The 14,434-nt window shown below is 70.9% G+C and carries 11 protein-coding genes and 1 pseudogene; 4 read left to right on the top strand and 8 right to left on the bottom strand.

Translation table 11 applies throughout. The features are described 5' to 3' along the window. Nucleotides 1-6 precede the first annotated feature (6 nt). Nucleotides 7-1,407, bottom strand: coding sequence for an NCS2 family permease (locus U5640_RS34460; RefSeq protein WP_340381482.1), 1,401 nt, complete (start codon nucleotides 1,405-1,407; stop codon nucleotides 7-9). A gap of 257 nt (nucleotides 1,408-1,664) precedes the next feature. On the opposite strand from U5640_RS34460, the gene U5640_RS34455 reads away from it, so the two are divergent. From U5640_RS34455 to U5640_RS34445, 3 genes are all read left to right on the top strand, one after another. Further along, nucleotides 1,665-2,228, top strand: coding sequence for a SigE family RNA polymerase sigma factor (locus U5640_RS34455; RefSeq protein ID WP_340381480.1), 564 nt, complete (start codon nucleotides 1,665-1,667; stop codon nucleotides 2,226-2,228). Then, on the top strand, nucleotides 2,225-3,112 hold the full coding sequence (locus U5640_RS34450; protein ID WP_340381478.1) for a hypothetical protein: 888 nt from the start codon (nucleotides 2,225-2,227) through the stop codon (nucleotides 3,110-3,112). Before U5640_RS34455 ends, U5640_RS34450 begins: the two co-directional genes overlap by 4 nt. Nucleotides 3,113-3,240: 128 nt before the next feature. After that, nucleotides 3,241-4,926, top strand: a complete 1,686-nt coding sequence (locus tag U5640_RS34445; protein ID WP_340381476.1) for a rhamnogalacturonan lyase B N-terminal domain-containing protein — start codon at nucleotides 3,241-3,243, stop codon at nucleotides 4,924-4,926. A gap of 86 nt (nucleotides 4,927-5,012) precedes the next feature. Here U5640_RS34445 and U5640_RS34440 read toward each other — a convergent pair whose 3' ends face one another. Continuing rightward, the gene (locus tag U5640_RS34440; protein WP_340381474.1) at nucleotides 5,013-6,167 is read right to left on the bottom strand and encodes a right-handed parallel beta-helix repeat-containing protein; all 1,155 of its coding nucleotides are present in this window, start codon (nucleotides 6,165-6,167) and stop codon (nucleotides 5,013-5,015) included. A gap of 215 nt (nucleotides 6,168-6,382) precedes the next feature. Between U5640_RS34440 and U5640_RS34435 the strand changes: the two are divergent. After that, nucleotides 6,383-7,855 (top strand): annotated as a pseudogene (locus U5640_RS34435) (family 43 glycosylhydrolase); the annotation flags it as partial. On the opposite strand, the gene U5640_RS34430 reads toward U5640_RS34435, so the two are convergent. From U5640_RS34430 to U5640_RS34405, 6 genes are all read right to left on the bottom strand, one after another. After that, nucleotides 7,848-8,645, bottom strand: coding sequence for an HAD family acid phosphatase (locus U5640_RS34430; protein ID WP_340381472.1), 798 nt, complete (start codon nucleotides 8,643-8,645; stop codon nucleotides 7,848-7,850). The pseudogene U5640_RS34435 and the gene U5640_RS34430 sit on opposite strands and share 8 nt — an antisense overlap. Before the next feature lie 140 nt (nucleotides 8,646-8,785). Then, a complete protein-coding gene (locus U5640_RS34425) occupies nucleotides 8,786-9,898 on the bottom strand; it encodes a chondroitinase-B domain-containing protein (protein ID WP_340381470.1) in 1,113 nt (370 codons plus the stop codon). Between the two features lie 54 nt (nucleotides 9,899-9,952). Continuing rightward, a complete protein-coding gene (locus U5640_RS34420) occupies nucleotides 9,953-10,978 on the bottom strand; it encodes a pectinesterase family protein (protein WP_340385497.1) in 1,026 nt (341 codons plus the stop codon). Between the two features lie 7 nt (nucleotides 10,979-10,985). Beyond that, the gene (locus U5640_RS34415) at nucleotides 10,986-12,101 is read right to left on the bottom strand and encodes a pectinesterase family protein (RefSeq protein ID WP_340381468.1); all 1,116 of its coding nucleotides are present in this window, start codon (nucleotides 12,099-12,101) and stop codon (nucleotides 10,986-10,988) included. Nucleotides 12,102-12,178: 77 nt separating this feature from the next. After that, the gene (locus U5640_RS34410; protein WP_340381466.1) at nucleotides 12,179-13,492 is read right to left on the bottom strand and encodes a pectate lyase; all 1,314 of its coding nucleotides are present in this window, start codon (nucleotides 13,490-13,492) and stop codon (nucleotides 12,179-12,181) included. 93 nt (nucleotides 13,493-13,585) lie between these two features. Beyond that, nucleotides 13,586-14,380, bottom strand: coding sequence for a rhamnogalacturonan acetylesterase (locus tag U5640_RS34405; protein ID WP_340385495.1), 795 nt, complete (start codon nucleotides 14,378-14,380; stop codon nucleotides 13,586-13,588). Nucleotides 14,381-14,434 lie beyond the last annotated feature (54 nt).

The following is a 14,434-nucleotide window of genomic DNA, read 5'->3' as shown; positions in this document are numbered from 1 at the left end:
GTCGCCTCACTTCACGCCGAGGATCTGCTCGATCGGGTCGATGGCGAAGTACACCACGAACAGCGCCGAGGCCCCCCACAGCAGCCAGTGCACGTCCCGCGCCCTGCCCAGCACCGTCTTGATGACGACGTACGCCAGGAACCCGGCCCCGATGCCGTTGGTGATGGAGTACGTGAACGGCATCACGGCGATGGTCAGGAACGCCGGGACGGCGATCTCGTAGCTGTCCCAGTCGATGGACTTGACCTGGGTCATCATCAGGAACCCGACCGCGATCAGCGCGGGTGCCGCCGCCTGGAGGGGGACGATCGTGAGGACCGGGGTGAGGAACAGCGCGAGCGCGAACAGGGAGCCGGTGACGAGGTTGGAGAAGCCCGTGCGCGCGCCCTCGCCGACACCGGCCGCGGACTCGATGTAGGAGGTCGCGGAGGACGCGGAGGCCGCGCCGCCGGCGACCGCCGCCGCGCCGTCGATCAGCAGCACCCGGCCGAGGTTCGGCACCTCGCCCTGCTCGTTCAGCAGTCCCGCCTCGGCGCTGATGCCGACGACCGTGCCCATGGTGTCGAAGAAGTCGGACAGGATGAGCGTGAAGACCAGCAGGACGACGGTGACGGCACCGGTCTCGCCGAACGCGCCGAACAGGCTGAAGTGACCGATCAACCCGAAGTCGGGGGCGTCGACGAGCCGGTCGGGCCAGGCCGGGGTGGTCAGGCCCCAGCTCTTCACGTCGGCGAGCGCGTCGACGACGATCGCGAGCACGGTCATCGCGACGATGCTGATCAGGATGGCGCCCTTGACCTTGCGGGCGAGCAGCGCGACGGTCAGCAGCACACCGAGGCAGAAGACCAGGACCGGCCAGCCGGTCAGGGTGCCGGTGCCGCCGAGCTGGACCGGGACCGTGGTGTGCGCGGCGTCGGGGATCCGGCTGACGAACCCGGCGTCGACGAAGCCGATGAAGGCGATGAACAGGCCGATGCCCACGCTGATGGCCTGCTTCAGCGGCTGCGGGATGGCGTGCATGACGGCCTCGCGCAGACCGGTCAGCACCAGGACGCAGATCAGCAGGCCTTCGAGGACGATCAGGCCCATCGCGTCGTCCCAGCTCATCAGCGGCGCGATCTGGAAGGCGACCACCGCGTTGAGGCCGAGGCCTGCGGCGAGCGCGAGCGGGAGGTTGCCGCCGACCCCCATGACGATCGTCATCACGGCGGCCACCAGGGCCGTCGCGGTGGTGAGTTGCACGCTGTCGAGCGTGTGACCGAACTTGTCCTTCGCGTTTCCGAGGATGATCGGGTTCAGCACGAGGATGTAGGCCATGGTGAAGAACGTGGCGAAGCCGCCGCGTATCTCCCGGCCGAACGTGGAACCCCGTTCGGAGATCCTGAAGAACTGGTCGACTCGGTCCACCGATGACTCCCTGCTGCCTGTTCGAACATGTGCGGATGCTGGCTGGATTGTTGCGTCGATGGACCGCGCTCAGGTTTTCTGCGTGTTACGGATTCGGGCTCCCGTTCGGCGCCCGGCGGCCACTTGGTGTTCGAACCCCAGTACCAAACCGAATGGATGATCACTGCTACGCTTCCGGATCTCGTCCCGACACCCTCTCGGGACATCCCCATGTCATTCACATGGCACGCACAGCAGCCACCGAGAAGAGGTCACCCGTGGGCACAGTCGTCGACGACGCCGCCTCCGTGGAATTCCATGCCTTCTTCGACCGTCACTACGCCGAACTGGCCCGGCTCGCCCACCTTCTGACGGGTGAGGCGGACGCCGCCGACGACCTGGCGGCGGACGCGCTCCTCGCGCTGTGGAACCGCTGGGACCGGGTCCGGGCGGCCGAGCACCCGGTGGCGTACGCCCGCGGGGTCGTCGCCAATCTGGCCCGCACCCGCATCCGCAGCGCGGTCCGCGAGCGGCGCAGGATCGCCCTGTTCTGGTCGCAGCGCGAGGAGAAGACCGAGAACCCCGATGTCGCCGGCGTGGTGGACGTACAGTCCGCGCTGCGTAGACTCCCCTTCCGCAAACGGGCCTGCGTGGTGCTCCGGCACGCCTTCGACCTCTCGGAGAAGGACACCGCGCTCGCTCTGGGGGTCTCGGTGGGTACGGTGAAGAGCCAGACCTCCAAGGGAATGGCCGAGCTGCAGAAGCTGCTCGGCGCACAGAGAGCTCCGCTCACGGTGCACGCGATGGCGCGCACCCGCGAGACCTCGGGAAGGAACCGATGACGATGCAGCGGGACGTGCACGACGAGCTGCGCGCCCGGCTGCACGAAGCGGCCGAGGCGTACGAGCCGGACCGGGCCCGCATCCTGGCCCGGGTCGAGCGCGGCATGGCAGGTGAGCCCCAGGTGCAGGACCGGCGCGCGCACCGCGCGAGGCGCCCGCTGGTCTGGGGCTGGACGCGGGTCGTGGGAGCCACGGCCGCGGTCGCGGGCATGCTCGCGGTCGGCGGCTACGCGGTGGCGTCCGCGGTGAAGGACGACACCCGCGTGGAGCAGACGGTCTCCGTCTCGCCGACGCCGGTGCGTTCCCCCGACGCCACGAGCCGGCCGCCGGCCTCGCCGAAGGCCACCCCGAGCTCCGGGTCCGGCGGCGGCGGGTCGAAGGCCCCGCAGAAGCCGAGCGGTTCCCCGACGCCCTCCGCGACCTCGTCCCCCACCGGGCCGGCCGTCGTGCTCCTGCCGGGCACCGACAACGGGGAGGACGGGCCGCTGTCGTCGGACGGCGTGGTGGACCCCCACAGCAACGAGTTCTGGGCCCAGAGCAACGTCACCGTCCGGGCGAAGGAGGTCGCCACCGAGCTCACGGTGCAGCTGAGGGTCGCCCAGACCGGCGCGGTGTCCGACGCCGGGGCCTGGCGGTCGCTGCCGGAGCAGGACTTCGACCTGACGGTCACCGAGCAGGACGGCTTCCTGGTCTACACCTGGGTGCTCAAGGAGGGCCGTACGGTCCCCGTGGGCGAGTGGGTGTTCGCCGGGCAGTACAACCACGACCGGGGCGGCCGGGACGCCGGCCGCGACAGCTATGTCATCACGGGCCGGTCGGACGGCAAGGCCCGCACCCTCGGTGGCGGTTTCGCCGCCGAGGACACCTCCGGCGGCGCCTCGTAGGACCCGCGCGCCCCGCCCGCACGGGGCGCGCGAGACGCGCGGGAAAAAATTCCGGAACGACGGCAACCCTTTCCCCACCGGTGGCGACCTGACAGCACAGGAGTCACCACCACCCGAGGATCCGGCACATGAGCACGCACAGAAGACGACCCCTCACGCGGCGGCGCGTGCTCGGGGCCTCCGCGATCGGGGTGGCGGCCACGGGCGCCGCCGTCGCGGGCGGCGCCGGACTGCTCCCGTCCGCCTCGGCGGCCGCGTTCGGCTACCGGGACGACGGCCGCGACTACGTCGTGGACACCGGTTCCTCGCTCGTCTTCAAGGTCTCCAGAACCACCGGCGACCTCACCTCCCTGGTCTACCGGGGCAAGGAGTACGAGGGCTACGGCGGCAGGCACTCGCACGTGGAGTCCGGCCTCGGCGCCTCCACGGTGACGATCAGGCAGTCGGGGTCCACGATCCTGATCAAGGTGGCGCACGGCCCGATCACCCAGTGGTACGCGGCCCGCAACGGCGAGAACAACGTCTACCTGTGGACGGACAAGGCGGACGCGTCCTTCACCGCCACCCGCTACATCGTCCGCCTCCGGCCCGGCATGTTCCCCAACACCGGCCCGGACTCCTGGATCGAGGCCTCCGACACCGTCATCGAGGCCGGGGACGTCTGGCGGCGCGCCGACGGCACCACCCACTCCAAGCACTACTCGGGCAAGCGGACGATCGACTACGACCACGTCGGCTTCACGACGGGCTCGGTCGGCCTGTACCTGGTCCGCTCGAACCACGAGAAGGCCTCCGGCGGCCCCTTCTACCGCTCGCTGCTGCGCCACTCCAACGACAAGGGCGCGGGTCTCTACGAGATCCTGCACTACAACGAGGCCCAGACCGAGCCGGAACGGTTCGGCCTCCAGGGCCCGTACGTCCTCGCCTTCACGGACGGCGGCACGCCCTCCCCCTCCCTCTCCGCCACCGGTCTGGACACCGCCTGGGTGGACGGCCTCGGCATCACCGGCTGGGTCGGCAGGGCCGGCCGCGGCAAGGTGGCGGGCGTCGGCCTGAAGGGCATGGACCCGCGGTACCCGTACACCGTCGGCTTCGCCAACGCGGACGCCCAGTACTGGGCGAGGGCGGCGGCCGGTACCGGCGCGTTCTCCTGCAAGGGCATGCTGCCGGGGACGTACACCCTGACCGTCTTCAAGGGCGAACTGGCGGTCCTGACCCGGCAGGTGCAGGTGACCGCGGGCAGCACCACCGGCCTGCACACCCTCACGATCACCGGCGACCCCTCCACGGCGAGGACGGTCTGGCGCCTCGGCGACTGGGACGGCACGCCCGGGGAGTTCAAGAACGCCCGGCTCATGACCTACGCGCACCCCTCCGACGCCCGCGCGGCGAAGTGGACCGGCAACGTCACGATCGGCGGCGCCGACCCCGCCCCGTCCTTCCCCGCCTACCTGTGGAAGGACGTCAACGACGGCGTCCTGGTCTACTTCAGGCTGACGAAGGAGCAGGCGGCGGCCGCCCACACCCTGCGCATCGGCGTCACCGACGCGTTCGCGGGCGGCCGCCCGCGCATCGCCGTGAACGACTGGGTCTCCGCGGTCCCGGCGGCGGTCGCCCAGCCCTCGACCCGCTCCCTGACGACGGGGTCGTACCGGGGCAACAACCACACCTTCACGTACCACGTCCCGGCGACCGCCTGGAAGACGGACGTCTCACAGGACAACGTCCTCAGGATCAGCATCGTCAGCGGCTCGTCCGGCACGGCGTATCTGAGCCCGGGCACCTCCTTCGACTGCATCGATCTCCTCGCCTGAAAAGGACGTGCCGGCTGCAGCCCCTCTGCGGCCGGCAATCGGGAAAGCCCCCGCCGCTGGAATCCGACGGGGGCTTTCCCGCACCCTCAGTCCATCGTGGACCCGATGGCCGTGGAGTTCGTGGTGAGAAAGTCCGTCGCCGGCAACGCGCCGTCCGACTTCCGCGCGCCGTTCGCGGAAGTCCCTTTCGTAGAAAGGAACTTGGGAACCGTCACGCCGCTGTCCCAGCTGTTCGCGGCGGACATCGCCGAAGATCCCCGCTTCGACGGTCCGCCTTTGTTGCCGACCGCGAGATTCCGGGCGAGCCGCGCCGTGCCGGTGGCGAAGGAGAATCCCGCCCCCGCATTGGAGTACGCCGTATTGCGGTAGAGCACGAGCGCGCCCCTGTTGGAGTTCTCGGTGAATCCGTTGAGCGTGTTGTCCCAGGCCGCGTCGTGGTGGACGACGTGCGCGACCGAGACACCCCCGCCGCCCAGCTCGAACCCGTTGCCGTTGCCCTCGAACGCCGGGTCCCCCCAGCGGTTCCTGCCGTTGCCGAAGGCCCAGCTGTGCTCGATGGTGACCGGCGTGGAGAACTGCCAGAGGTCCAGCCCGTCATCCGCATTGTCGTACAGCCGGGCGCCGGTGACCTTGTTGCCGCTGCCGGAGCCGAACTTGATGGCGATGCCGTCCGCGTTCCGCCCGTGCCCGGCCGCGTCGTAGTTGCCGTGACTGTCCAGGTTCTGCACGAGGTTGCCGACCGTGTCGTCGCCGCGCAGGGTGAATCCGGAGTCGCCGTTGTCCGCGGTGACGAGGTTCCTGAAGACACCGCCGGTGGAGGAGGTGACGACGAAGCCCTGGGCCGGGGAGTTCTGGAAGGTGAGGTTCTGCACGGTCCAGTAGCTGCCGTGGATGCCGGTGAGCCAGGAGCCGTCGGGCAGCTCGGAGCCGTCGATCCGCACCTTCTCGCGGCCGTAGGCCTGGAGCGTGATGCGCGCCGTGCTCGTGCCGCTGGCCGTGGACGTGAGGGTGGCAGTCGGACGATAGGTACCGCCCCGGACCTGGATGACCGTGCCGGCGACCGCGTTCTTCACGGCCGACTCCAGCTGCTCGGTGGTGGCGACGGTGACGGTGGCGGTCGCGGCCCGGGCGCCGCCGTCCGACAGGCCGAGGTAGACCCCGCCGCCCCCCGAGGCGAGCGCCACGGCGGCGGCGATCGAGAGGGTGCGCGTCCTGCGGTGGCGTCCGGTGCTCAAACGCACGGGGGTTCCTTTCACCATGGGGCTGCCGGGGGGAAGCGGGCCGGGGGCCGCCCCGGCCCGCTTCCCCCCACCAGTCGCCGCCATGGCCGAAAAGGGTTGCCGCACCGGGCGGAGTGGACCGGCGAAACTTTCGCTGCGCCCGCGCCCACCTCCACCGATTGACGCACCGTCCGGCGCTGGTGACACTCCGAAGGCCCCCGCCCCACAGAACCCCCGGAGCCCCGTCCGTGACGCACCCCGAGCCCGCCGGCCACCTCCTCGTCCACGTCACCGGCGGGGGAACCCCCGACGGCGGGCGGACCCGCTTCGCCCTGAGCCGGGGCGCCGACCTCCTGCACTGGCGGGAGCTGTACGGCGGGCGGCCCCTCCCCACCGCCGCGAGCGGGGAAGCGGCCCTGCCCGACCCTTTCGTGATCGATCCGGCCCCGGGCTGCCGGACGCCCCCGGCGGACCTCCGGCTCCCGGCGGACGCGCGCCACGGCACCGTGCTGCCCCTCACCCGGGCGGAGTACGACCGGCTGCTCGGCGCGCACCCGAGCACACCGGCGTCGGTGACCGAGGTGACGGCGCACGGGCAGCTGGGGTACGCGATCGTCACCGAGTCCGCCGCCAAGGTGGTGCTGCCGATGCGGCCGGACGCGGAACTGCACGCGCTCGCACCGGAGGTGTGGGTGAGCGAGGGGGCGACGGTGAGCCCGGGCTCCGGCACCCGCCGGGACTTCCGCACGCCCCGGACGTACACGGTGACGGCGGCCGACGGCACGTCCCGCACCTGGACCGTGGAGGCCGTACCCACCCGCAGCCCGGTCCTGCCCGGCCTCACCGCGGACCCCGACGTGCACCGGCTGGACGGGCAGTACTGGATCTATCCGACGACCGACGGCTTCGCGGACTGGGGCGGAACGCGCTTCACGGCGTACTCCTCGACGGACCTGGTCCACTGGCGCGAGCACGGGGTCGTCCTCGACCTGGCGTCCGACGTGACCTGGGCGGAGCGATACGCCTGGGCGCCGGCCGTCGCCGAGCGCGACGGGACGTACTACTTCTACTTCTGCGCCGAGCAGCAGATCGGGGTGGCGGTCGCCGACTCCCCCGCCGGTCCGTTCACGGACGCGCTGGGCGGGCCGCTGATCGCGAAGGACGGCGCGTGGAGCGGTCAGATGATCGACCCGGCGGTCTTCACGGACGACGACGGGACGTCGTACCTCTACTGGGGAAACGGGCACGCCTACGTGGTGCCGCTCGACGACGGCATGGTGTCCTTCGACCCGGCGAAGGTGCGGGAGATCACCCCGGGGAACTTCCGCGAGGGGTCCTTCGTGGTGAAGCGGAACGGCACCTACTACTTCATGTGGTCCGAGGACGACACCCGCAGCGAGGACTACCACGTGGCGTACGCGACGGGACCGTCCCCGCTGGGCCCGTGGACCGAGCGGGGGACGATCCTGTCCAAGCGTCCCGAGTACGGCATCCTCGCCACCGGCCACCACTCCGTGGTGAACGTGCCGGGCACGGACGAGTGGTACATCGTCTACCACCGGTTCGCACTGAACCGCCCCGGCGGGCCGGGCGGTGACGGGACGCACCGGGAGACCACGATCGACCGGCTGCGGTTCGCCGCGGACGGCACGATCGAACCGGTCGTGCCGACGCTGGAGTCGGTCCGGCCGGCGGGCGGTCTCAGCTGACGAAGTACGTCGGGTTGGGCAGCTTGTACCGCCGGTCCGCGTAGCCGCCGTCCAGGTCGGAGTACTGGTCGCCGAAGTTGGCGACGATCTCGTACCCGAGGTCGTTCTCGATGTGCTTGCGGGTGCCCGCCTTGTACTGGACGGTGGTGCAGGTCCAGTTGTTCGGGGTGGCGCAGGCGCTCAGGTAGGACGGCGGGTTGGCCGCGTCCTTGAGGAACATGTGGGCGGCGTCGAGGTTGACGTCGGCGCCGACCTTCTTCAGGTTCTCGACGGCGGAGACGCGCTGCGACTCCTTCAGGCCCGAGTTGTAGAAGACCTCCACGCCCTTGGACTTGGCGTACTGCACCAGCTCGGGGCTGCCGAAGACCGCCGGACGGTCCGCCTTCGCCACGTACTCGGCCCAGGTGGCGGAGTTGTAGGTGTAGTTGGTCTTCTTCTCGTAGTCGAGGCTGAGCAGCAGGGTGTCGTCGATGTCGAAGACGACCGCAGGCTTCTCGCCGTGGTGGCGGGCCTTGCGGGCCGCCTGGTCGATGTACTTCCGCGCGGACTTGTCGATCGCCGCGAGGTCCTTGGCGTACGGGCTGGTCGGCGAGGCCTGGTACACGCCGTTCGCGTCCGCCGCGGTGCCGTAGTAGGTGTCGATGTCCTTCACCAGGAGCCCGATGTTGTAGGGCTCGTGCGTGGAGTTGGCCGTGGACTGGCCGGCCGTGGCCGCGCCGGCGCCGTAGAGGGCGGCACCGGCGAGGGCACAGGCGGCGACGGAGGCCGCGATGCGCAGTGACTTATGCATGACAGGTTTCTACGCGCGTCACGCGGTCGGGCGCGAGACCCGTTGCCCGATCGATACCCGATCGGCGGGCAAAAATCGGGTCAAGCGCCCGGTTGGCCCCGTGGCGGATCGGTGGGGGCCGGCGGCGAACCGGCCGGGCGTCAGTCCATCGTCGCCCCGATCGTCGTCGACCCCGTCGTCAGGAACGTCGTGGCGGGCAGAGTGCCGCTGGAACTGCGGGCGTTGTACGTCGTGGAGGCGTTCGTCGACCTGAAGGCGGGCGTCGGGACGCCGCTGTCCCAGTTGTTGCCGGACGAGGTGACCGACGAGCCCTTGCTGACCGCGCCGCCGCCGTTGCCCACCGCGAGGTTCTTGCCGAGCCTGGCGGAGCCGGTCGCGAAGTAGTAGCCCCACTTGCTGTTGGCGTAGGCGGTGGTGCGGTTGATGACGATCGCCCCGGTGTTGGAGTTCTCGGTGAAGCCGTTGCCCGCGTTGCCCCAGGCGGCGGAGTTGTTGACGACGTGCGCGACGACCTCGCCGTCGCCGCCCAGCTTGTAGCCGTTGCCGTCGCCCGCGAACGCCGGGTCCGACCAGCGGTTGACGCCGTTGCCGAAGGACCAGGTGTGCTCGATGGTGACGGGCGAGGAGAAGGACCAGAAGTCGATCCCGTCGTCCGCGTTGTTGTAGAGGCGGGCCCCGGTGATCAGGTTGCCGGAGCCGGAGCCGAACTTCACGGCGACCCCGTCGGCGTTCTCGCCGTGGTTGGCGGCGTCGTAGTTGCCGTAGGAGTCGATGTTCCGGACGGTGTTGTTGACCGTGCCGTCGCCGCTGAGGGTGAAGCCCGAGTCGCCGCCGTCGATGGTCTTGATGTTGTTCCAGACCGTGCCCGTGCAGGACTGGCAGACCACCGCGCTGTCCGGGGAGTTCTGGAAGGTGATGTTCGAGACGTTCCAGTAGTCGGCGGTCAGCTTGAAGATCCAGTCGCCGCCGGGGAGCGAGGAACCGTCGATCTTCACGGTCTCCGAGCCGTACGCGGTGAGCGTGATCGGCGCGGAGGAGCTGCCGTTGGCGGTGGACTGGAGGGTGGCCGTCGGGTAGTAGGTACCGCCCCGGACCTGGATGACCGTGCCCGCGGTGGCGTTCTTGATGGCGTTGGACAGGGCGGTGGTGTTGCTGACGACCACCGTGGCGGCCTGCGCCTGGGTCGGGAGGACGGCGAGACCTGCGCCGAGGGCGAGGGCCGCGCCGAGCGCGAAGGCGGTGCGACGAGACATGGAGTGCGGGTCCTTTCTCGTGGGGACGTGCGGGGAGAGGGGTGGTGCGGTGGTTCAGCGGAGGCGGTCGAGCCAGTCCCCGAGGTAGGTCCGCCGGGTGTGCAGGGCGGCCTCCTCCGCCGTCAGCTGGGGCCGCATCTCGGGCACGGAGATCTCCGCGCCGGGGCCGGAGTTGGCGTGCTCCCTGAAGCGCATGGTCTGCCAGGGGTAGGCGTCCCGCATGTTCGTGTAGGGGGCGGTCGCGTCGATGCCGGGGCCGATCCAGGTGTCCCGGACGACCAGGGAGGGCCAGGCGGTCGTCTCGTACGACGGCACCCAGGGCCGGGCCATCCTGTACGCCGCGTCCTCGGCACCGGAGGTGATCCGGGAGCGGAGGGCGAGGAAGCCGTAGGGGTTGGCCCGGGCGGTGGAGGGGGCGAAGACCATGCCCTTGGGAGTGAAGGGCACGTCGCGCTGCAGGGTGTGGAAGCGGCAGCCCTCGAAGACGGCCCGGGCCCGCCCGAAGACGAAGTCGACGTCTCCCTCGATGTGACAGTGGCGGTAGTACTGCCGGTCGAAGGCGTCGAGCGCGGTGGTGTCCGCGAAGAGGGTGTCCTGGTGGGCGAGGAGGCGCACGTTCTCGAAGCGGCTGCGGTCGCCGGTGACATGGGCGGCGACGGCCTGGGTGCCGGTGATGTCCGGGTGGTCGGCACGCAGCCAGTCGTTGGCGAGGGTGAGGCCGTGGACGGTGAGTCCGGGGGCGGCGGAGGTGAAGGTGGCGGAGCCCGCCGTGCCGTAGGTGCCCGAACCGTCCGGCCTCGGCGTCCCGTTGGCGTTGTCGTGGACGATCACGGCGGCACGGGGGTCACGACTCGCGCCGCACAGGGTCAACTCAGCTTTGTCCACAGGGATGTTGACGACTTCGCGGTACGTCCCCGGGTGCACGACGATCGTCCAGCCGGGGCCGTCGGCCGTGTCCACCGCCGCCTGGACGGAGTCGCCGGGACGGACGTGCAGGATGCGGCGGGACCCGGCGTGGGCGGGGGTGGTGCCGAGCAGTGCGGTGCCGGTGAGGCCCGCCAGGAGGGTGCGTCTGCGCAGCGGCATCTCAGCACTCCCCCCGCCAGGGCGCCCAGTCCCCGAGGTAGGTCTGCCGGGTCGCCGACGCGGCCTGTTCGTCGGTGAGTTGCGGGCGGTTCTCGGGGACGGTCACCTCGGCTCCCGGGCCGGTGTTGCGGTACTCGGCGAACCGCTGGTCCTGCCAGGGGAAGGAGGCCGACATGCTGGTGTAGGGGGCCACCGCGTCGAGGCCGGCGCCGAGGTGGGTGTCCCGGACGGTCAGCGAGGGCCGGGCGGTGGGGTCGGAGCTGGGCACCCAGGGGCGGGCCAGCTTGTAGAAGGCGTCCGGGGCCGCGCTGCTGATCCGGCTCCCGGTCACCAGGTAGCCGCGTGGGCTGGCGCCCGCCGTGGAGGGGGCGAGGACGAACCCGTAGGGGGCGGATGCCAGGTCGGTGCGGTCCAGGGTGCGGAAGTGGCAGTGCTCGTAGACGGCGGTGGCCCGGCCGAAGACGAAGTCGACGTCGCCCTCGACGTAGCAGTGGGCGTAGTACTGCCGGGCGAAGGCGGTCAGGGCGATCGAGTCGGCGTAGAGCGTGTCCTGGTGGCCGAGGAAGCGGCAGTGGTGGAAGGCGGAGCGGTCGCCCTGGACCTTGATGGCGACGGCCTGGGTCCCGGTGATGTCGGGGTGGTCGGCGCGCAGCCAGTCGTTGGCGAAGGTGATCCAGCGGGCGGTGAAGCCGGCGGCCTGCACGGTGGTGGTGGCCGAGCCGGTGGTGCCGTAGGTGCCGCCGCCGGGCTTGGGGGTGCCGGCCGCGTTGTCGTAGACGATGACGACGGCCCGCGGGTCCTCGGCGGCGCCGATCCAGGTGGCCTCGGTACGGGTGGCGTCGAGGACGACCGTCTCGCGGTAGACGCCCGCGGCGAGGACGAGGGTCCAGCCGCTGCCGGTGGTGGCGGCGACGGCGTCGCGGACGGTGCCGAAGTCGCCCCGGCCGAGCGGGTCGACGTAGAGGGTCTGAGGGGTGAGCCGGGCGGCCGGGCTGCCGTGGCGGCCGAACGGGCGGCGTCGGCCGCGGGCGGCCTGCGCGGGCGTGGCGGCCGCCCCCAGGGCGGCCACCGTGCCGCCGGTCGCGGCGAGGAACCGCCTTCGGGAAAGGGAGGGCATGCGGGTGCTCCTTGGCGGTGCGGCTCTGCGGAGGGGACCGGGGCGGCGGGCGCCGCCCCGGCGGGGTACCGGTCGGTTCAGCCGAGGCGTCCCGCACCAGCGCCGCAGTCGACGATCCGGGGCACGGACCTCGTGGGGTCGACCTTGGTGCGCAGGGCCGGGGTCCAGCCCGCGCCGGACTGGAGGACCTCGCCGGGGATCTCGGCGTTGTGGACGGCGATCAGGTCGGTGGCCGTGCCGTTGACATAGTTGTCGGCGGCGGTCAGCGGTGAGACGTTCCAGCGCTTGAGCACCTTGGCCGCGCTGACCCCCTCGGGCAGGGTGAACGCGTTGTGCTCGGCGACGAGCCGGGACTCCTTGCCGATGCCGAAGCTGTAGGAGTAGTCGCCGTTCGCGACGAAGTGGTTGTTGTAGGAGTCGACCTGGCCGAAGCGGACCCGGGGGGCGCGCTCGACCAGGTTCGAGAACAGGTTGTGGTGGAAGGTCACCTTCAGGTGGCCCCGGTCGCCCGCCGCGGTCGACTCGCTGTCGCTGTTGCCGATGAGGATCGTCTTGTCGTGCTCGCTGAAGACGTTCCAGGAGGCGGTGACGTAGTCGGCGCCGCGCACGATGTCCAGCTCGCCGTCGTGCTGCTGGTAGAGCATCCCGAAGTAGGTGGGGGCGGCGCTGTCGGGGTGGGAGCCGTCGGTGAAGGTGTTGTGGTCCAGCCAGACGTGGGTGGACCCGTACACCACGGCGGTGTCGTACTCGGAGTTCCAGTTGCCGTTGGTGCCGTCGGTCGGGTCCCACTGCGGGAAGCAGTCGATCGGCGACTCGAAGGACAGATTGCGGATGATCACGTTGTCGACGGCCTTGATCTGGAGGCTGACGCCCTTGAACCCGGCGTTGCGGCCGATGCCGACGACGGTGGTGTTGGCGGGGATGCTCGCCTTGATCGCCTTGTCCTGGTTGGCCTGCGAGACGCGGCGCAGTCCCTCGGGGCTGTCGTCGGGCTCGGCGCTGAGATCGGTGTCCAGCCCCCAGGCCTGCGGCGAGTACTTCGCCAGGTACGCGTCGAAGTCGTAGCCGGGCGCGGCGAAGGCGTCGCAGCCCTCGGCGACGGCGTCGACGACCCCCTTCACCTTGATGATCTTCGGGGCGGAGCCGCCGGCCGCGAGGGCGTCCTTGAAGCCGGCCCAGGTGGTCACGGTGTAGACGTGCTCGGCGTCGGCGGCCGATCCGCCCGTGGTGCCCGTCCCGTACGAGGCCCAGCCGTCGTTCGCGGCGAGGACCTGCCGGCCGAGGTCGGGCGGGCCGGCGTGGGCGGACGCGGTGCCGGTGACGGACAGCACCAGCGCGGTGCAGCCCACCAGCGCACCAATGACGCGTCCATGACACTTCTGTGTACACACTGTGCGGTTCTCCTCCTGCTCAGGGCTCTTGCCACGGCTCTTGCCACGGCTCTTGCCACGGCTCTTGCTGACGGCGCCTGCTACGGCTCTCGCTCACGCCGGGTCGGGCCAGGTGATCCAGTTCGTGGGGATCTCGTCGTGCAGCCGGACCACGTCCCGCGGTCCGAGCACCCGGGTCCGCAGCAGCTCCCGCACGGCGAGCCGCGCCACGGCGATCGCGCCCGGCGGATTGAAATGCGTGTTGTCCTGCTCGGTGCCGGTCCAGTTGAAGTAGGTCTTGGTCGCCTCGACGCCCAGCTCCTGCCAGAGCGCCAGCGACAGCGCCTGGAGGTCGAGCAGCGCCACGCCCTCCTCCTCGGCGAGCGCCCGCATGGCCGCCGGGTACTCCCCGTGCGTCGGCAGCGCGTTCCCCCCGGCGTCGAACCGCCGCCGCTCCACGGGCGTGGCGAGCACCGGCCGCGCTCCCTTCGCCCGAGCACCGGAGAGGTACATCCGCAGGTAGTCCTGGTACGTCGTCCAGGGCTCGGTGAAGCGGGTGGGATCGGTGGTCTTCTCGTCGTTGTGCGCGAACTGGACGATCAGGAAGTCACCGGGCCTGATGGCGGCGAGAACGGCGTCCAGCCGCCCCTCGTCGACGAAGCTCTTGGAACTGCGCCCGTTGACGGCGTGATTGCCCACGGGCAGCCCGGAACGGAGGAAGAAGGGCAGCGCCATGCCCCACCCGGTCTCGGGCGCGGCGTCGGAGTACTTCTGGGCGGCGGTGGAGTCACCGGCGATGTAGAGCGTGCGGGACCGACGCGTACCGGCCCGCGCCGGTGCGGCGGCCACCGCACCGAGGGGAAGGGCGGCGAGCGCCGCGGAGGTGACTTGCCTACGGGTAAGGGGCACGAACATTCACCTGTCTTCTTCGGGGGCGCGGGGAACTGCGCGACCGGCCACAAC

Source organism: Streptomyces sp. SS7, assembly GCF_037993025.1.
In the GTDB taxonomy this organism is placed as follows: domain Bacteria; phylum Actinomycetota; class Actinomycetes; order Streptomycetales; family Streptomycetaceae; genus Streptomyces.
This window is presented reverse-complemented; position numbering and strand designations above follow the sequence as displayed.